The following is an 18,763-nucleotide window of genomic DNA, read 5'->3' as shown; positions in this document are numbered from 1 at the left end:
GCTTTTTTGGCAAACTTCGTTGAAGTTTGCGGTGTTCCTGGTGGTGATAGGTGGACTTGAACCACCGACCCCAGCATTATGAGTGCTGTGCTCTAACCAACTGAGCTATATCACCGAGAGCCCAGGATTCTGAGGCCTGGTACCCCATCTGTCAAGCCGATGGGCAATTTTTATTCACCTTGTTCGGAAAACATGCGGATGCGCTGCAGGATTTGTCCGGCCACATCCGCTTGCAGACAGTCCAGCGCAATGCGGTCCGGCATCGAGCGCAGCCAGGTCAGCTGGCGCTTGGCCAACTGGCGCGTCGCGGCGATGCCCTTGTCGCGCAGCGTTGGGAGATCGTAGTCGCCATCCAGATATTCCCAAGCCTGGCGGTAACCGACGCAGCGCATGGACGGCAGGCCGAGGTGCAGATCGCCGCGCGCGCGCAACTGTCGCACTTCCTCGATCAGGCCGCCGCCCGGCGCTGCCAGCATCGTATCGAAGCGCTCGGCGATGCGCGCGTGCAGCACCGACCGGTCGGACGGCTCCAGCGCGATCGGCAGCAGCGAGAACGGCAGTTCAGCCTTCGGCGCCTTTGCCAGCAATTGCGACATCGGCTGGCCGGTGAGTTGGAAGATTTCCAGCGCGCGCTGGATGCGCTGCGAGTCGTTCGGCTTGAGGCGCGCCGCGGTGTCGGGATCGATGGTCGCCAGGCGTGCATGCAGCGCCGGCACGCCGTGTTCGGCCGCTTCCCGGTCGAGTTCGGCGCGCAGCGCGGCATCGGCCTGCGGCAAGGCATCGAGGCCGTCGCGCAGCGCCTTGAAGTACAGCATCGTGCCGCCGACCAGCAGTGGCAGCGCGCCGCGGGCGGTGATTTCGGCGACGAGGCGCAGCGCGTCGTCGCGGAATTGCATGACTGAATACGCATCAGCCGGGTCGAGGATGTCGATCAGGTGATGCGGCACGGCGGCGCGCTCATCAAGCGTAGGCTTGGCGGTGCCAATGTCCATGCCGCGGTAGACGAGGGCGGAATCGACTGAAATGATTTCGCAGCGGAGGTGCCGTGCAATCTCCAGCGCCGCGCCGGTCTTGCCGCTGGCGGTGGGACCCATGATTGCGACTGCCAGCGGTCGCGCCGCTGCGTTCGAGCCTGCGTTCCTCATCGCTTACTGGCCGCGCAAGAACAGCCGGTCCAGGTCGGACAGCGCCAGCTGCACCCAGGTTGGACGGCCGTGGTTGCACTGGTCGGCGCGCTCGGTGGCTTCCATCTGGCGCAGCAGCGCATTCATTTCCGGCACCGTCAGGATGCGGTTGGCGCGCACCGCGGTATGGCAGGCCAGGGTGCCAAGCAATTCGTTGCGCCGCTCGACCAGCACGCGCGAGCCGCCGTATTCGCGCACATCGCGCAGCACGTCGCGCGCCAGGCTCTGCGCATCGGCGTTCTTCAGCAGCGCCGGAATCGCGCGCACCGCCAGCGTGGTCGGCGACATCACGGCGATGTCAAAGCCGAGCGCGGACAGCGTGTCGCCGTTTTCCTCGACGGTGCCGACTTCGATTGCGTCGGCATGAAAGGTCACCGGGATCAGCAGCGGCTGCACCTGCACCGTGTCGGCGTCCAGCGATTGCTTGAACTGTTCGTACAGGATGCGCTCATGCGCGGCATGCATGTCCACCAGCACCAGGCCGGCGGCATTCTGCGCCAGGATGAAAATGCCGTGCAGTTGCGCCAGCGCGAAGCCGAGCGGGAATTCGGTTGGGGTGGAAGCTGGCGATGTCTCCTGCGCCGCGCTGGCGAAGGCCTCCAGGCTTCCCGCAGCCGTTGTGCCGGCGGTGTAGGGCGGCATCCCTTCGCGCGCCTGCGGCGCGGCCGGCTCACGCAATCCGGAAAACAGCGCGCCGTAGCTTGCCAGACTCTGCGGCACGCCGCCGCCGGCATTGTTGCCGAAGCGCGGCGCGAATTCGGCGCCAAAGGATGCCTGCTGCTGCGGCTCGCGTCGCTGCGGCAGCATGCCGGCCACGCTGGCGGCCGGCTGCGGCGCTGGCGCGGTACCGCCGGCGGTGGCAGACGTCTGCGCCAATGCAGCCGACAGCGCATGGAAGACGAAGTGATGCACCGCGCGGCTGTCGCGGAAGCGCACCTCGATCTTGGACGGATGCACGTTCACATCCACCAGCGTCGGATCCAGCTCCAGCTTCAGCACGTAAGAGGGAAAGCGGTCGCCGTGCAGCACGTCCTCGTAGGCGGCGCGCACCGCGTGCGTGAGCAGCTTGTCGCGCACGAAGCGGCCGTTGACGTAGAAATACTGGCAGTCGGCGCGCATGCGCGAAGCGGTCGGCAGGCCGATGTAGCCTTCGAGGCGCAGCGGGCCCGCTGCTTCGGTCAATGGCAGCCGCGCTGAGGCGAAGTCCTTGCCGAGGATCTGCTCGCTGCGCTTGGCCAGGTCGCTCGCCACCCAGTGTTCGGTGGTCTTGCCATTGTGGCTGACGGTGAAGCTCACATCCGGCCGCGCCAGCGCGATGCGGCGCACGACTTCGGCGCAATGGCCGTATTCGGTCTGGTCGGACTTCAGGAACTTGCGCCGCGCCGGGGTATTGAAATACAGCTCGCGCACATCGACCGTGGTGCCGACGGCGCCCGAAGAGGGCGCGGGCTCGCCGCCGTTGTCGCCAATTTCCCAGGCATGCGCGTCATCGGCAGTGCGGGCAGTCAGCGTCAGTTGCGCGACCGAGGCGATCGAGGCCAGCGCCTCGCCGCGAAAACCCAGCGACAGCACGCTTTCCAGCTCGGTGAGCGAGGCGATCTTCGAGGTCGCATGCCGCGCCAGCGCCAGCGGCATGTCGTCGCGCGGGATGCCGCGGCCGTTGTCGCAGACCGAGATGCGTTTGACGCCGCCGGCCTCGAGCCGCACGGTGACCTGGGTGGCGCCGGCATCGAGCGCGTTTTCCAGCAGTTCCTTGACGACAGCCGACGGCCGCTCGATGACCTCGCCGGCGGCGATCTGGGAAATGAGTTGGTCGGGAAGCAGGCGGATGGCGCGCGCGGGTGAAACGAAGGGGGAAGTCATCGGGGCATTATAAAGGCATCGTTTGCGCAAAGCTTCAGGCCTGGAGTGTGTCCGACCTGCCCAGCCTCACGATGCCGGCCGTATTGCGCTCCGCACTGCGTCGCGCCTTGTTCCGAGCGCAATTCGACTCGGCCTCGTTGAGTCTGGTCAGGCCGGAGACACTCTAATCAGAGGTTAAATTAAGCCTCGTGTATCATGCGGCGGCACTTGTTCAACTGCCAATGGCAAGGAATTTCATGGATCTAATGCAAGTCGTCGACCTCGTATTGCACGTCGACAAATCCCTCGGCAAGCTGATCGCCGACTATGGCCAACTGGTGTACATGGTGCTCTTCGGCATCGTGTTCGCGGAAACCGGTCTGGTTGTCTTCCCGTTTTTGCCGGGCGACACGCTGCTCTTCATCGGCGGCGCCTTCTGCCGCACCGGCGAAATGAATGTCTGGCTGCTGACCGCGCTGCTACTGGTGGCGGCCGTCGGCGGCAATACCGTGAATTACCTGATCGGCCGCAGGATAGGGCAGAAAGTCTATACCCACGATTACCGCTGGCTCGATCGTGCGGCGCTGCAGAAAACCCATGCGTTCTACGAGAAGCACGGCGGAAAGACCATCGTGCTGGCGCGTTTCGTGCCGGTGGTGCGTACCTTTGCTCCCTTCGTCGCCGGCGTGTCCGAGATGAGCTTCGCGCGCTTTCAGCTCTACAACATCACCGGCGCGGTGGCGTGGGTTGCCGGCCTGGTCGCCGCGGGCTATTTCTTCGGCAACATTCCGGGCATACGCGACCATTTGAACACCATCGTGCTGATCGGCGTGGCCGCGGCCGTGGTGCCGGTTGCGCTCGGCGGATTGTGGAAGCTGTTCCGGCGCACGGCGCGGGCCTGAAGCGTGGGGCTGTTGCATCCTGCGGCGCTGGGTCTGATAACCAGTCCTTTCAGTTGCCATGGAATCGGTCGCCGGGCTCGTAACCCGCGTAGGGTAGGCGCAGCCCACGCGGTGATTTGATCAACGAAACGCGTGGGCTGCGCCCACCCTACGGATGCCGCTTCAGGCGGATCACTGGCCTGCCAGCCCAAGCTTTCATCAGGCCCGCGGAAACCGCACCGAAAACACCGTTCCCTTGCCATCCGCGCCCGGCTGCACCTGCAGCTCGGCGCCATGGTCCAGCGCAATGTCGCGCACGATGGACAAACCCAGGCCGCTGCCGCCGATCTTGTCGTTGAGCCGGTAAAAGCGGCTGAAGATGAGTTCGCGCTCCGCTTCCGGGATGCCTGGTCCCGAATCCTCCACCGACAGCAGCACGCCGCCGTCATCTGCGCCGCAGGATACCGTCACGCGCCCGTCGGGCGGGCAATAGCGGATCGCATTGTCGATCAGGTTGTCGATCAGGTCGCGCAGCAGAAAACTGTCTCCCGCAATCATGGCCGGCTGCAATTCAAAGCCGAGATCGATGCGTTTCTTCATCGCTTCGCGCACGAAATGCTGCACCGATTGCTCCACCAGCTTGTCCAGTGCCAGCGGATACAGTCGCGCGCGCTGGAACTGGCTCGGCTCGGCGCGCGCCAGCGCCAGCAGCTGATTGGTCTGGCGGATCATGCGCTCGATGGCGGACATCATCAACGCCGTCGATTGGGCGGTCTCGTCGTCCGCCGCGTGGCGCTGTTCCAGCCATTCGAGCTGGGTCTTCAATCCGGCCAGCGGCGTGCGCAGCTGGTGCGCGGCATTGGCAAGAAAATCCTGCTGTCCTTGCGCGGCAAGGCGCACCCGTTCCAGCAAGGCGTTCAGCGCATCGGCCAGCGGCTGCAACTCTTCGGGAAGATTGCGATGCTGCAGCGGCGCCAGGTCATCGTGGCCGCGCGTATCCAGGCCGCGGCGCATCGCGTTCAGCGGCGACAGGCCGCGCAGCACCGCGGTCCACGCAATGAGCACCGAAATCACCGTGGCGGCCGCATCCAGCAGCAGCAGCCCGATGAAGCCGGGGCCGGAACGCATGCTCACGCGCTTCCACAGGGTTTCGGCCACGCCGATGGTCACGGTTTCCTGACCCACAGGCGTGGACAGCGTGATGATTCGCACCGCATTGCCGCGCATTGCGCCGTCATAGGCATGCGGCTCGTTCGGCCGCGCCGGCTTTACCAGCGTCGGGAAGTCGGCATCGCCTTCGATGGTGTGGCCCTGCTCGTTGCGCACGACGAAGTAAATCGCGTCGAAATGGTCAAGCCGCAGGATCTGTTCGGCCTGGCGCGACAGATGCACCGCGATGCGGCCGTCGCGCGCATCGATATACGGCAACAGGCTCCATGCGGCGTCAGCCAGCGCTTCGTCGAAGGCGCGCTGCGTCGGCGCCCAGGCCAGCCACCAGGTCGCGGCGGCGACTACGAGATTGAGCGCCACCAGCGGCAGCAGCAGCTGCTTCAACAGCGCATGGCGGATGCTGCGCATCAGCCGCCGCCGGCGTCCAACATGTAGCCGAAGCCGCGTATCGTGCGGATCGCCACGCCGGCGTCGCCGAGCTTGATGCGGATGCGCGAGACATAAACTTCCACCGCGTTGAGCGTGACTTCCTCGCCCCAGGGCAGGATCGCGTCGATGATCTGCTGCTTGGACACCACGCGGCCGGAATTGCGGATCAGGTATTCGAGGATGGCCCATTCCCGCGCCGACAGGTCGATCGGGCGGCCATGCACCGTGGCGCGCCGCGCGGCGCTGTCCAGGTTGAGCGCGCCAATCTGTATCGTCGCATCGCGTCCGACGCCGCGCCGCAGCAGCGCCCGCACCCGCGCCACCAGTTCCGGCGTGGCGAAGGGCTTGACCAGGTAATCGTCGGCGCCGATTTCCAGGCCGAAGACACGGTCTGCCACCGCATCGCGCGCGGTCAGCAGCAGCACCGGCGTCTGGTTGCCGCGCGCGCGCAGGCGGCGCACGACCTCGAAACCATCGAGGCCCGGGATGCCGATGTCCAGCACCACCACCGCGATTTCATGCCGCTGCAGTATCGCGTCCGCATCATTGCCGTTGCCCACCACGTCCACCGCCATGCCATGGCTGCGCAGGTTGCGCGCAATGCCGTCTGAAAGTACGTTGTCGTCTTCCACGAGAAGCACATGCATGATGGGTAATCCAGATGAAGGTTGAGAGAAGGGTGGTGCAGAAGCGCCACATTATAGAAAAAGCCGTCGCGTTGGGGCGTCAGGCGTTCGTCAGTTACACTTCAGTTTCCTGACAGGAACGACAAATAGGATACGCCCTCGCCGCCAGCCCCCGGATCGGGAGACTTGCCACCGCAGCGGCGCCAGCAAGGATGGATTCACCATGATGAACACGACAGCGCCGCGCCCGCTGCGCCTGCCGCGACTTCCGCTTGTGCCGCAACTTCCGCGCTACCTCTCAATTCTGCAACTTCTGCTGACGCTGCTCTGCCTTGCGCCTGCGCCTGCGCCGGCGCTCGCGCAGATGTCCATGGATACCGCGCAGCTGCGCCTGGCCGATGCGCAGGCGCTGGCGCTACAGCGCAACCCGGATCTGCGCATTGCCCTGGCCGCGGTGCAAAGCGCGCGCGCGGCGATCGCTTCCGCCGACACCGCGCCCAACCCGGTGCTGACGCTGCAGACCATGGGCGTGAACCCGTCGACCGGCGTCGGGCCTGGCTCGCTGCGGTCCAAGGCGGTCGACAGTGCCATCCGCATCGATCAGCAATTCGAGCGCGGCGGCAAGCGCGAACTGCGCGTGCGCAATGCGCAATTGCTGGAACAGGCCGCGCGCGAGGATATGTCCGATGTGCGCCGGCAACTGAAGCTGGCCGTGGCGCAGGCCTATTACGACTTGCTCGCCGCGCAGGAAAAGCGCGACATTCTGCGCGACACGCTCGCGCTGTACCAGCAAACGGTGGATGCGGCCGAGCGCCGCAGGAAGGCGGGCGATCTGGCCGGCGCCGATGTCGCACGCATCCGTGTCGATGCGCTGCGCGCGGCCAACGATGCCGAATCGGCCGAGTCGGCGCTGTTGCGCGCGCAGGAAACCCTGGCGCTGGCGCTGGGTTCGCTGCCGGATCCGCGTCGCCTGCGCGCCATCGATCCATGGCCGGACCCGGCCGAGATCGATGACGGCGCGGCGCTGGAATCGATCGTCGACAGCCGCGCCGACGTGCGCGCCGCCCGCGCCCGGGTGCGCGCCGCCGAAGAAGGCGTGCGCCTGGCGCTGTCGCTGCGCACGCGCGACGTCACCGTCGGCGTGCAGGCCGAGCACTATCCGCAGAACGGCGCCAATGCCTACGGCACCGGCAACAGCTTCGGCATCGCGGTGCAGATTCCGCTGTACCTGCGCAATCAGTACGAAGGCGAGATCCGCAATGCCGAAGCGCAGCTAGACAGTGCCCGCGAATCGCTGGAAAAGACCCGCATGGCTGCCAGGAGCGAGCTGGCCAGAAGTCGCGACGAAGCGCGCGTGGCGGCGGCAGCCCTGCGCCGCTACGACGAGGAATTGCTGCCGGCCGCCGAGCTTTCGGCCGATGCGGCCGAATACGCCTTCAAGAACGGCGCCGTCGGCGTGATGGATGCGCTCGATGCGCGCCGCACGCGCCGCGCCATCCGCCTGGAGGCCGCCGGCGCGCGCGCCGACCATGCCAGGGCGCTGGCCGCCTGGCGCCTGGCCCAGGAAACCGGAGACAAGGAATGACCCAGAAGACCCGCGGCGGCGCCTTTGCCGCTCTTGCCGTCATCGTTGGCCTTGGCGTGGCTGGCGTCGGCGTATCGCATTACCTGCATGCCGCCGCGCCGGAGCCGGCCGCGCGCCAGGCGACGCCGCCCGAGCCCGGCGTGATCCGCTACCCGGTGCATGCGCCGCAGCTGGCAATGATCAAGACCGCCACCGCGCAAAGCGCGCCGCTGCCGGTGTCCGATCCGCTCAACGGCCGGCTGACCTATGACGACAATGTCACCGCGCGCGTTTCCAGCCCGATCGCCGGGCGGGTGCTGAAGATCCCGGTCGAGATTGGCGATCGTGTCGCGCGCGGCGCAGTGCTGCTGCAGATCGATGCGCCGGACCTGGCCGCCGCCGATGCCGATCTGAAAAAGGCGCAGGCCGATGAACGGCGCAAGAAGCTGGCGCTGGATCGGGCCAAAACCCTGCTCGAGCACGAGGTCGTGCCGCAGAAGGATGCCGAAGCCGCGCAGGCCGACTATGCCCAGGCCACGGCCGAGACCCGGCGCGCCGCGCTGCGCATGAAGAATCTCAATGCTTCCGGCAGCGAGAACGGCAGCTTTGCGCTGCGCTCGCCGATCGCCGGCGTCGTCGCCGACCGCCATGTGTCGGCCGGCGCCGAGCTGCGCCCCGATCTGCCCGATCCGCTGTTCATCGTCACCGATCCGCGCCACCTGTGGCTGGTCGTCGATGTGCCCGAGCGGGCGGTCGCGCGCATCCATCCGGGCCAGGGCGTCAGCATCGAAACCGATGCCTGGCCGAACGTCCGTTTCCCGGCGAAGGTAGATCGCATCGGCTTCGCGCTCGATCCCAACACGCGGCGCATGGGAGTGCGCTGCATCGTCGATAACGCCGATGGCAAGTTGCATCCGGAAATGTTCGCGCGCGTCTTCTTCCTGGCCGATGGCGAACGCAGCGCGGTGCCGGTGCCCAACACCGCGCTGGTGGCCGAAGGCGTCAACACCTATGTCTTCGTCGAAACCGAGCCGGGCGTATTCAGAAAGCGCGAAGTGCGGCTCGGCCAGCACGGCCCGGAGCAGAGTTTCATCGAGGGCGGCGTCAAGCCCGGCGAGCGCATCGTCACCGAAGGCGCGCTGCTCCTGAACGCAGAGGTCGGCTCTCATGCTCGATAAGCTGATCACCTTCGTGATGCGCCAGCGCGTATTCGTGCTGGTGCTGACCGTGGCCCTGATCGCCTTCGGCGTGCGCGCGCTGTCGCTCTTGCCGATCGAAGCCTTTCCGGATGTGCAGGATGTGCAGGTCCAAGTCGTGACCCAGTATCCGGGCCAGGCGCCGGAAGAAGTCGAGCGCAGCGTGACGCTGCCGATCGAGCGCGAAATGAGCGGCGTGCCGCTGCAGACGCAGCTGCGCTCGGTGACGATTACCGGGCTGTCGGTGGTCACGCTGACCTTCGAGGACGGCACCAATGATTACTTCGCGCGCCAGCAGGTGCTGGAAAAACTGCAGAACGTCACGCTGCCCAATGGCGTGCAGCCCTCGCTTGCGCCGCTGACGACCGCGGTCGGCGAAATCTACCGCTACATCGTCGAGGCGCCGGCCTCGATGCCGGCGGCCGAAGTCCGGGCGCTGCAGGACTGGACCATCCGCCCGGCCCTGCGCATCGTGCCCGGCGTGGCCGACGTCGTCAGCTTCGGCGGCACGGTCAAGGAATACCAGGTGCGCGTGGACCCGGCGCAATTGAAGCGCTATGGCGTGACGCTGGATGCGGTCAGCAGCGCGCTCGCGGCCAACGGCGGCAATGCCGGCGGCGGCCTGCTGCGGCGCGGCGATGAAGCGCTCGTGATACGCGGCATCGGCATTTACCGCAATGTCGAGGACATCGGCCGCGTCGTCATCCGCGCCAAGGATGGCAAGACGGTGCTGGTGTCGGATGTGGCCGAAGTGGCGATCGGCGCCAAGCCGCGCTCGGGCATCGTCGCCTTCAACAGTGAAGACAGCGTAGTCGAAGGCGTGGTGCAGATGGTGCGCGGCGGCAATGCGACCAAGGTGGTGGACGACGTGAACCGTAAGATCGAGGCGCTGAATGCGCGGCTGCCGGCTGGAGTGAAAATCCATCCGATCTACCAGCGCACCGAGCTGATACGCCACACCGTGCATACCGTGGCCGAAAACCTTGCGGTCGGCGCGCTGCTGGTCATCGCCATCCTGGTGCTGTTCCTGCGCGACTGGCGCGCTGCATTGGTGGTGGCCGCGGTGATTCCGCTGTCGCTGCTGTTCGCCTTCATCATGCTCGACGCCCGTGGCGTGCCGGCCAACCTGATTTCGCTGGGCGCGGTCGACTTCGGCATCATCATCGACAGCGCGGTGGTGCTGGTCGAAGCGCTGATGGTGCGCCTGGCCGCGCGCAGCTTCGATCCGGCCAATCCGCGCGCCGATTATCCGTGGCGGCGCGATGTGCTGCATGCCACCGTGGTCGAGCTTGGCCATCCGATCCTGTTCGCCAAGGCCATCATCATCATCGCCTTCATTCCGATCTTCACCTTCCAGCGCGTGGAGGGAAAAATCTTCACGCCGGTGGCGCTGACGCTGTCCTTCGCGATGCTGGGCGCGATCCTGTTGACGATCACGCTGGTGCCGACGCTCCTGGCGCTGATCATGCGCCGGCACAGCATGGCCGAGCGTCACAACGCCTGGATGCATCGTCTGCAGGATGGCTACCGCGGCTTTCTGCGCCGCGCCGATGCGAAGAAGCTGCCGGTGATCGTGGCATCCGCGATCGCGCTGGCGGCGACGCTGGCGATCGCGCCCATGCTCGGCAGCGAATTCCTGCCCAAGCTCGATGAAGGCAACATCTGGCTGACGATTTCACTGCCGCCGTCCAGCGCGCTGGACCAGACCAAGCGCATTGAGCGCGAGGTGAGGGCGATCCTGCAGGGCTATCCCGAGGTCGGCAACATCATCACCCAGGTGGGCCGGCCCGACGACGGCACCGATCCCAAGGGGCCGAACAATATGGAAATCCTGGCCGACCTGAAGCCGCGCAACACCTGGCGCTTCGCCGACAAGGACAGCCTGATCGCCGACATGTCCGAGCGCATCCGGCGGCTGCCCGGCGTGCCGACCAATTTCTCGCAGGTGATCGAAGACAACGTCGAGGAAGCGCTGTCCGGCGTGAAGGGCGAAATCGCCGTCAAGATCTTCGGGCCGGATCTCCAGATCCTGACGCAGAAGAGCGAGCAGGTCGCCGCAATCCTGGCATCGATTCCGGGCGCGGCCGACGTCGCGGCGATTCCGATCGGCGGCCAGACCGAGCTGGACATCGTGATCGACCGCGAGCGCATCGCGCGTCTGGGCATCAATGTCAACGATGTGAACGCCGCGATCCAGACGGCGCTGGCCGGCAGCGCCGTGAGCCAGTTCTATGACGGCGACCGCCGCTTCGACATCAGCGTGCGCTTCCGGCGCGAGGCGCGCGACTCGGTCGATGACGTCGGCGCGGTGCAGGTGCCGCTACCCGGAGGCGCCGGCACGGTGAATCTGTCCGAAGTGGCGAAGGTGGACGTGCGCCAGGGCGCGGCGCGCATCAGCCGCGAGGCGGGCGGGCGCAATGCCTCGGTCAAGGCCAACCTGATCGGCCGCGACCAGGGCAGCTTCGTCGCCGAGGCGCAGGCGCGCGTGGCCGCCGAAGTCGTGCTGCCGCCGGGCTACAGCATTACCTGGGGTGGACAGTTCGAGAACCAGCAGCGCGCGGTCAAGCGCCTGATGGTGATCGTGCCGGTCACCGCCTTGCTGATCTTCTCGCTGCTGTTCTGGGCCTTCCGCTCGGTGCGCAAGGCAGGGCTGGTCCTGGCGATCGTGCCGTTCGCGCTGATCGGCGGCATTCTCGGCCTGGCCGTGACCGGGTTGCATTTCTCGGTGTCGGCGGCGGTCGGATTCATCGCGGTTGCCGGCATCTCGGTCCAGAACGGCGTGATCATGGTCGAGCAGATCGTCGAGAACCTGGCGGCGGGTGCGGCGGTGTTCGACGCGGCGGTGGAGGGCGCGGTGTCGCGGCTGCGGCCGATCCTGATGACGGCGCTGATGGCCGGCTTGGGCCTGATGCCGGCAGCGCTGTCGCATGGTGTCGGCTCGGAAACCCAGCGGCCGTTCGCGGTGGTGATCGTCGGCGGGATCGTGTCGGCGACGTTCTTTACGCTGTTGTTGCTGCCGCTGGTGTATCGGTATTTTTCGGGGGTGGAGCGGGAATAGGGAGCGCGGCTGCGGACGAGCATGCTGCCTGCAGGGAGAAAGCCATGCGTTACAAAGACGGCTGGCGCAAGGAGAAAGCAGGCATCAAGGCACGCTTTTTCTTGGCTCACCGGGCAGCGGCGGATGGCCTGCCTTCTCAAGTCAACCGACTCTTCGCCAGCGGCGGATTCTTCGAAAAGTACTTGCGTATGCCATTCATCAGCGCCTGCGCCATTTGTTCCTGATAGCCGTCATCGGTGAGCTTGGCTTCCTCTTCCGGATTCGAGATGAACGCGGTTTCCACCAGGATGCTCGGAATGTCCGGCGCTTTCAGCACTGCAAATCCAGCCTGTTCCACCGCGCCCTTGTGCAGCCGGTTGATGCCGCCGATCTCGCCGAGCACGGCTTTGGCCAGCTTGATGCTGTCGTTGATCTGCGCGGTGGTAGACAAGTCCAGCAATACGCTGGCGAGCTGCTGATCCTGTCCGCGCAAATTGACGCCGCCGATCAGGTCGGCCGCGTTTTCCTTGTTCGCCAGCCAGCGCGCCGCGGTCGAGCTGGCGCCCTTTTCCGACAGCGCAAACACCGAGGAGCCGCGCGCGGTCGGCTCGACGAAGGCGTCGGCATGGATGGAGACGAAGAGATCGGCCTGCACCTTGCGCGCCTTGTGCACCCGCTGCTGCAGCGGCACGAAGTAATCGGCGTCGCGGGTGAGCATCACGCGCATGTTCGGGTTCTGCTCGATGCGGGCCTTGAGCCGCTTGGCAATCGCCAGCACAACGTCCTTTTCCCGGCTGCCGCCAGCGCCGATCGCGCCCGGATCCTCGCCGCCATGGCCGGGGTCGAGCGCAATGGTGATCATGCGGTTGATGCGGGGTGCATCCTCTTCGCGCGGGTCGGCTCGTTTCGTTGCCGCCGCGGGAGGCTCAATCTGGGCGGCGATGTCGGGCGGCAGTTCCTTGGCCCAGTCGCCTTTCTGGATTAACGCGGCGATCGGGTCCGGCGGGTTGACCGGGTAAAGATCGAAGATCAGGCGGTGCTGGTAGCTGCCCACCGGCGGCAGCACGAACACCTGCGGCCGCACTTCCTCCTTCAGATCAAACACCAGGCGCACCACGTTCGGCCGATTCTGGCCGACGCGTACCTGCTTGATATAGGGGTCGTTCGGCTGGACCTTTGCCACCAGGCTCTTCAGTGCCGGATTCAGCTCGATGCCTTCAATGTCGACCACCATGCGTTCCGGGTTCTTGACGAGGAAGTGGGTGGTCTTCAGATCGCTGTCGTTTTCCAGGGTAACCCGTGTGTATTCTTCGGCCGGCCACACCCGCACACCCATGATCTGCGCCGCCCGCGCGCGCAATGGCGCGATCACTGAAAGCAGAAAACCGCCGCCGGCTTTGAGCATCACGCGGCGGCGTTTCGAGATCAGAGATTGGGAGCGAAGTGAAAGCGAGCGAGGCATACGGCACCCTGTGCGGACAAGGCCTGCAATTCTACCCGACGGCCTTCGCCATGCATGCGCAGAAAGATATTGATGTCAGGCGGCGGCAACAATTCGCCCGCCTTTTCCGGCCATTCGACGATGCAGATGCTCGTGGCATTGAAATAATCGCGAAAGCCCGCATCCAGGAATTCTTCGGGGCTGCCCATGCGGTAGAGATCGAAATGGATGACTTCGGTCGGCTCGCCGGCGATGGTGACGCTATACGGTTCGGCCAGCGTATAGGTCGGACTCTTCACATGGCCGGCATGACCGGCGGCATGCAGCAGCGCGCGGGTCAGCGTGGTCTTGCCGGCGCCGAGGTCGCCGTGCAGGTAAATCGTGATGCCGGGAGCGAGCGCCGCGGCCAGCGCCGCGCCGAGCGCGAGCGTGCCGGCCTCTTCCTTCAGTTCTGCCTCGAAGTGCTGCATCTCTTAGAATGGCGGTCCGTGTTGATGGGGTAAAAATCTTGCAGGAAACGATAGCGCTGGCGCAGCTGGCATCCGACATCCGGGCCTGGGGCCAGGAACTCGGCTTTGCCGATGTGCGCATCACCGATGTCGATTTGTCCGCCGCCGAATCGGGCCTGGCTCACTGGCTGGCGGCCGGCTGCCACGGCGACATGGATTATATGGCAAGCCATGGCACCAAGCGCAGCCGCCCGGCCGAACTGGTGCCCGGCACGCTGCGGGTGATCTCGGCGCGCATGGACTATCTGCCGCGCGATGCCGGCGACGACTGGCGCGAACGCGAGACGGCGCGGCTGGCCGATCCGCGCGCCGCGGTGGTGTCGGTGTATGCGCGCGGCCGCGATTATCACAAGATCCTGCGCAGCCGGCTGCAGCGCCTGGCCGAGCGCATCGAGGCCGCGGTCGGCGCGATGGGTTTCCGGGTGTTCACCGATTCCGCGCCGGTGATGGAAGTGGCCTTGGCCGACAAGGCTGGCCTCGGCTGGCGCGGCAAGCACACGCTGCTCTTGAACCGCGATGCCGGCTCGATGTACTTCCTCGGCGAAATCTATACCGACCTGTCGTTGCCGACGGATGCGCCGACCTCCGCGCATTGCGGCCAATGCGAGGCCTGCATCACCGCCTGCCCGACCGGCGCCATCACCGGGCCGCAGCGCCTCGATGCGCGCCGCTGCATTTCCTACCTGACCATCGAGCACAAGGGCGCGATTCCGGAGGCGCTGCGGCCGCTGATGGGCAATCGCATCCTCGGCTGCGACGATTGCCAACTGGTCTGCCCGTGGAACAAGTTTGCGCAGCGCGCCGTGCTGCCGGATTTCGATGTGCGCAACGGGCTGAACAACGCCACGCTGCTCGAACTGTTCGCCTGGACCGAGGACGAATTCGACACCCGCCTGCAGGGCAGCGCAATACGCCGTATCGGGCATGAACGCTGGCTGCGCAATATCGCGGTGGCGCTGGGCAATGCGGCCGATGCCGGACTGGCTGGCGATGCGGATATCGTGGCGGCCTTGTGGGGCAGGGCGGGGCATGCGTCGGCGCTGGTGGCCGAGCATGTGGCCTGGGCGCTGGCGCGGCATGGGGCAGCGATTGCGTAGGTTGGGCTGACAAGCCCAACATTGAACGCCAGCGGCCCACGATCATGTTGGGCTTCCTTCGTCAGCCCAACCTACGCACTTCAAGCCCCCGCCAGATACAACCACACCGGCAGCGTCGCAATCGATGCCAGCGTCCCCGCCGAAATGATGAAAGCCGTCAGCGGACCATTGCCGCCCAGGCGCGCTGCCAGCACATAGGCGCTGGAGGCGGTCGGCAGCGCGGCGAAGCCGACCAGGATTTGCATCTGCAGCGGCGCCAGCCCATACCAGCGCGCGAAGGCCAGCGCCAGCGCCGGCGACGCGATCAGCTTCACGCCGATGAACCAGGCCGACAGCCCTTGTCCCTGCTTCAGTCCGGACAATTTCAATCCCGAGCCGACCAGGATCAGGCCCAGCGCGATCGACGCATTGCCCATGCGCGAGAGCACGATGCCGGCCACTTCCGGCACATGCCCGCCGACGAGATTGAACAGGATGCCGCTGATGGTGGCGATCAGGAGCGGATTCTTCGCCAGTTCCTTCGCCAGTCCGCCGCTGCCATGCACCAGCGCATGCACCGCCGCCATGTTGGCCAGCGGCACCGCGAAGCCGATCAACAGCGCCATCAGCGACGTGCCATGATCGCCGCCCAGGCGCGAAGCCAACGCCAGCCCCATGTAGGAATTGAAACGGAAAGCGGTCTGCACACCGGAAGCGAAATCCTTGTGGCTGCTGTTGAAGATGGCCTTTGCCACCCAGCCGAGCACGATGCCGCAAACCAGCACCAGGAGGCCGCCTTCGAGCAAGCGTCCGGTCGCCGAGAAATCCAGCGGCATGCGCGCGGTGGAATAAAACAGCAGGGCGGGAAACAGCACGAAATACACCATGCGCTCCATGCCGGCCCAGGCCTCATCGCCCCAGCGCGTAAAGCGCCTCAGAAACAGACCAAGCAATATCAGCGTGAAATCGGGGAGAAGAATCGTGGCGATCGACATGAGCGGCGGCGGTGCGGCGAAAGCGCGCATGTTACCGGATGACGCCATGCATGTCTGCCCGAGCAGCTTGTGTGCAATTTTGCAATGTAGGCGATAATCGTTCGGTCTCACGCTTCTCTTGCCTTTTCTCATGAATGCCATCCCGAGCCAGGATGCGCGCAGCCGCTGGCTGCCCTACATCGTCGCCGCCACCTTCTTCATGGAGTACCTCGACAGCACCATCGTCGCCACCGCGCTGCCGCGCATGGCGGAGAGCTTCGGCGTCGGGGTCAATGCGCTCAGCCTGGGCGTGACTGCCTACATGCTGGCGCTGGCGGTGTTCATCCCGGTCAGCGGCTGGATCGCCGACCGCTACGGCTCGCGCAGCGTCTATGCCAGCGCGATCGTGGTGTTCACGCTGGCATCCGTGTTGTGCGGCCTGTGCAACGACACCGCCAGCTTCACCGCGGCGCGGGTGCTGCAGGGCATGGGCGGCGCGATGATGGTGCCGGTCGGCCGGCTGATCGTGGTGCGCAATACCGAGAAGAGCCGATTGATGGCGGCGATTTCCACGATCACCTGGCCGGCGATCGCCGCGCCGGTGATTGGTCCGCCGCTGGGCGGTTTCATCACCACCTATGCCTCCTGGCGCTGGATCTTTCTGATCAATGTGCCGTTGGGCCTGGCGGTGCTGGCCGTGGTGTTCCGGCTGGTGAGGAACGAGCGCGGCGATGGCGGCAAGCCGCTCGACTGGATCGGCTTCCTGCTGTCCGGACTGGCGCTGACCGCGGTGATGTACGGCACTGAACTGGCCAGCCAGGAAGACGCGCCGGTCGGCTTTGCGCTGGCGCTGATCGCCCTCGGCGTAGGGCTAGGCTACCTCGTGTGGTGGCAGAGCCGGCGCACGCCGCATCCGTTGATCGACTATTCCACGCTGCAAGTGCCTAGCTATTCGGTGACGGTGATCACCGGCTCGGTCAGCCGCATCGGCATTGGCGCGGTGCCTTACCTGCTGCCGCTGCTGTTCCAGATCGGTTTTGGGCTGAATGCCTTTCAGTCCGGCCTGTTGCTGCTGGCCAGCGCCATCGGCAACTTCGGCATGAAGGCGCTGACCACGCCCATCCTGTCGCGCTTTGGTTTTCGCAATGTCGCCGTGGTGAACGTGGCGCTGGCCGGTGTGTTCATCGCGGCCTGCGGCTGGCTGACGCCGGCCACGCCGCTGACGCTGTCGCTGGCTGTGGTGTTCCTGTACGGCGTGACCCGGTCAATGCAGTTTTCGACACTGGCCACGCTGGCCTATGCCGACATCCCGCCGCAGCAGATGAGCACCGCATCCACGCTGTGGAGCGCGGCGCAGCAGATGACCATAGGCATGGGCATCGCGTTCGGCGCGCTCGCGCTGCGCGCCGGCAACTGGCTGCACGGCGGCGGCATGCAATTTTCGCTTGCGGATTTCCGTTTCGCCTTTGTTTGCGCCGGCGTGCTGACCCTGGTTTCGGTGTTCGGTTATGTCGGCATGGCGCGCGATGCGGGAAGCGGACTGCGAACGGGAAAGGCCTGATCAGCGTCGTTGGGCCATTCAGACTGCAAAGGCTTCAGCACAGCTCCAGGAACATCGCCAATTCTTCCACGCTCGCAAACAGCGCCTGCGGCCTGCTCGCCGCCAGCGCTTGGGCATAGGTATAGCCCCAGGCCACCGCGCCGGCAGCGACGCGTTCGGCTTGCGCGGCTTCGATATCCCGCACCTCGTCGCCCACGCACAGCGCCTCATGCGGCGGCACGCCGCAGCTCGCCAGCAGCGCGCGCAGCTTGCGCCGCTTGCCGAATAGCGAGGCGCCGCAGGCGTAGTGATTGATCAGCCCGGCATGGCTGGGACCGAGCACGGTTTCGACATTGGCGCGGGAATTCGAACTCAGCACCGCCAGGCGCACGCCGCGCCCGGACAGGCGCTGCAGCAATTCCGGGATGCCGGGAAAGAGGCGGATACGCGCCGCATGCTGCGCCATCATGCTGCGGAAATCATGCGCCACCAGCGGCAGCTTCCAGGCCGGCAGGCCGATGCTGCGCAGCAGTTCGCGGGCGCTGGCGCCGCGCATGGCTTCGAGTTCATCGGCCGGCAGGCTCCTGAAGCCATGGCGCGCGGCGAGCACGCCGAAGCATTCGCGGAAAAAGGGAAACGAGTCGGCCAGCGTGCCGTCGAAATCGAAGATCACCAGCGAAAAGCGCATGGCGGCGTGCGCTCAGCGAAGCAGCCGCGCCAGTTCCACCGCGGTCTTCACACCCATCTTTTCGAAGATGTGCGCCCGATGCACTTCCACGGTCCGCATGCTGATACCGAGCTGGTCGGCAATCACTTTGTTCATCCGGCCTTCGAGGATCAGCTCCAGCACCTCGCGCTCGCGCGCCGACAGGTTGGCGAGTCGCTGTTGCACGGCGACGCCGGCAAGCGCCGCGCGCGACGCCGCGAGTGCTTCCTCGACGCGGTCCATCAGCTTGTTGTCGTTGAAGGGTTTTTCAAAGAAATCGAAGGCGCCGCGCTTCAAGGCATCCACCGCCATCGGCACGTCGGCATGACCGGTCAGAAAGATCACCGGCAGTTGCGCGGACAGGCCGCGCGCGTGCAGCGTTTCGAACAGCGGCAGGCCGGCCAGGCGCGGCATGCGCATGTCCAGCAGCAGGCATTCGCCTTCCGCGGCGATGCCGACGCGTTCGCCCAGCGCATCGAGAAACGCCTGGCCGTCTTCGTAGGCGGCAACGGCAATGCCGCGTGTCTGCGCCAGCCAGCACAGCGCATCGCGGATCACTTCCTCATCATCGACTATGTGCAACATGTT

The 18,763-nt window shown here is 65.8% G+C and carries 15 protein-coding genes and 1 tRNA gene; 6 read left to right on the top strand and 10 right to left on the bottom strand.

Features of this window, described 5'->3' with window-relative positions:
• Window positions 1-38: 38 nt before the first annotated feature.
• The 3 genes from JJB74_RS02225 to mutL all read right to left on the bottom strand — a co-directional run bounded on the left by JJB74_RS02225 (window position 39) and on the right by mutL (window position 3,047).
• A tRNA-Met gene (locus tag JJB74_RS02225) sits at window positions 39-115 on the bottom strand.
• Between the two features lie 55 nt (window positions 116-170).
• On the bottom strand, window positions 171-1,094 hold the full coding sequence (miaA, locus tag JJB74_RS02220; protein ID WP_234483516.1) for a tRNA (adenosine(37)-N6)-dimethylallyltransferase MiaA: 924 nt from the start codon (window positions 1,092-1,094) through the stop codon (window positions 171-173).
• A 54-nt stretch (window positions 1,095-1,148) separates the two neighbouring features.
• Entirely contained in the window at window positions 1,149-3,047 is a 1,899-nt protein-coding gene (gene mutL, locus JJB74_RS02215; protein WP_200590198.1) for a DNA mismatch repair endonuclease MutL, read from the bottom strand.
• A 236-nt stretch (window positions 3,048-3,283) separates the two neighbouring features.
• Between mutL and JJB74_RS02210 the strand changes: the two genes are divergently transcribed.
• A complete protein-coding gene (locus JJB74_RS02210; protein ID WP_200590197.1) occupies window positions 3,284-3,928 on the top strand; it encodes a VTT domain-containing protein in 645 nt (214 codons plus the stop codon).
• Window positions 3,929-4,126: 198 nt separating this feature from the next.
• Here the strand turns inward: JJB74_RS02210 and JJB74_RS02205 are convergent, their stop codons facing one another.
• Together JJB74_RS02205 and JJB74_RS02200 are read right to left on the bottom strand one after the other, a co-directional pair.
• A complete protein-coding gene (locus JJB74_RS02205) occupies window positions 4,127-5,485 on the bottom strand; it encodes a sensor histidine kinase (protein WP_200590196.1) in 1,359 nt (452 codons plus the stop codon).
• Window positions 5,485-6,153: a response regulator transcription factor gene (locus tag JJB74_RS02200; RefSeq protein ID WP_200590195.1), complete on the bottom strand. Its 669-nt coding sequence runs from the start codon at window positions 6,151-6,153 to the stop codon at window positions 5,485-5,487. Before JJB74_RS02200 ends, JJB74_RS02205 begins: the two co-directional genes overlap by 1 nt.
• Before the next feature lie 202 nt (window positions 6,154-6,355).
• On the opposite strand from JJB74_RS02200, the gene JJB74_RS02195 reads away from it, so the two are divergent.
• From JJB74_RS02195 to JJB74_RS02185, 3 genes are read left to right on the top strand one after another with little or no spacing between them, the layout of a single operon-like run.
• A complete protein-coding gene (locus JJB74_RS02195; RefSeq protein ID WP_200590194.1) occupies window positions 6,356-7,717 on the top strand; it encodes a TolC family protein in 1,362 nt (453 codons plus the stop codon).
• Window positions 7,714-8,874, top strand: coding sequence for an efflux RND transporter periplasmic adaptor subunit (locus JJB74_RS02190; protein WP_200590193.1), 1,161 nt, complete (start codon window positions 7,714-7,716; stop codon window positions 8,872-8,874). Before JJB74_RS02195 ends, JJB74_RS02190 begins: the two co-directional genes overlap by 4 nt.
• Window positions 8,864-11,950 carry an efflux RND transporter permease subunit gene (locus JJB74_RS02185; RefSeq protein ID WP_200590192.1) on the top strand — a complete coding sequence of 1,029 codons (3,087 nt, stop codon included), beginning with the start codon at window positions 8,864-8,866 and terminating at the stop codon, window positions 11,948-11,950. Before JJB74_RS02190 ends, JJB74_RS02185 begins: the two co-directional genes overlap by 11 nt.
• A 136-nt stretch (window positions 11,951-12,086) precedes the next feature.
• Here JJB74_RS02185 and JJB74_RS02180 read toward each other — a convergent pair whose 3' ends face one another.
• Together JJB74_RS02180 and tsaE are read right to left on the bottom strand one after the other, a co-directional pair.
• Window positions 12,087-13,391: an N-acetylmuramoyl-L-alanine amidase gene (locus JJB74_RS02180; RefSeq protein WP_200590191.1), complete on the bottom strand. Its 1,305-nt coding sequence runs from the start codon at window positions 13,389-13,391 to the stop codon at window positions 12,087-12,089.
• The gene (gene tsaE, locus JJB74_RS02175; protein WP_200590190.1) at window positions 13,355-13,840 is read right to left on the bottom strand and encodes a tRNA (adenosine(37)-N6)-threonylcarbamoyltransferase complex ATPase subunit type 1 TsaE; all 486 of its coding nucleotides are present in this window, start codon (window positions 13,838-13,840) and stop codon (window positions 13,355-13,357) included. The genes JJB74_RS02180 and tsaE overlap by 37 nt, the downstream gene beginning before the upstream one ends.
• A gap of 8 nt (window positions 13,841-13,848) precedes the next feature.
• Here tsaE and queG point away from each other — a divergent pair, with 8 nt between their 5' ends.
• Entirely contained in the window at window positions 13,849-14,976 is a 1,128-nt protein-coding gene (gene queG / locus JJB74_RS02170; RefSeq protein ID WP_200590189.1) for a tRNA epoxyqueuosine(34) reductase QueG, read from the top strand.
• A gap of 80 nt (window positions 14,977-15,056) precedes the next feature.
• Here queG and JJB74_RS02165 read toward each other — a convergent pair whose 3' ends face one another.
• Window positions 15,057-15,950: an AEC family transporter gene (locus JJB74_RS02165; RefSeq protein ID WP_200590726.1), complete on the bottom strand. Its 894-nt coding sequence runs from the start codon at window positions 15,948-15,950 to the stop codon at window positions 15,057-15,059.
• Window positions 15,951-16,080: 130 nt separating this feature from the next.
• Between JJB74_RS02165 and JJB74_RS02160 the strand changes: the two genes are divergently transcribed.
• A complete protein-coding gene (locus tag JJB74_RS02160) occupies window positions 16,081-17,490 on the top strand; it encodes an MFS transporter (protein WP_200590188.1) in 1,410 nt (469 codons plus the stop codon).
• 34 nt (window positions 17,491-17,524) lie between these two features.
• Here JJB74_RS02160 and JJB74_RS02155 read toward each other — a convergent pair whose 3' ends face one another.
• On the bottom strand, window positions 17,525-18,157 hold the full coding sequence (locus tag JJB74_RS02155; RefSeq protein ID WP_200590187.1) for an HAD hydrolase-like protein: 633 nt from the start codon (window positions 18,155-18,157) through the stop codon (window positions 17,525-17,527).
• 12 nt (window positions 18,158-18,169) lie between these two features.
• Window positions 18,170-18,760 carry a response regulator transcription factor gene (locus JJB74_RS02150; RefSeq protein ID WP_200590186.1) on the bottom strand — a complete coding sequence of 197 codons (591 nt, stop codon included), beginning with the start codon at window positions 18,758-18,760 and terminating at the stop codon, window positions 18,170-18,172.
• Window positions 18,761-18,763 lie beyond the last annotated feature (3 nt).

It is taken from the genome of Noviherbaspirillum pedocola (assembly GCF_016632335.1).
Lineage (GTDB): Bacteria > Pseudomonadota > Gammaproteobacteria > Burkholderiales > Burkholderiaceae_D > Noviherbaspirillum_A > Noviherbaspirillum_A pedocola.
This window is presented reverse-complemented; position numbering and strand designations above follow the sequence as displayed.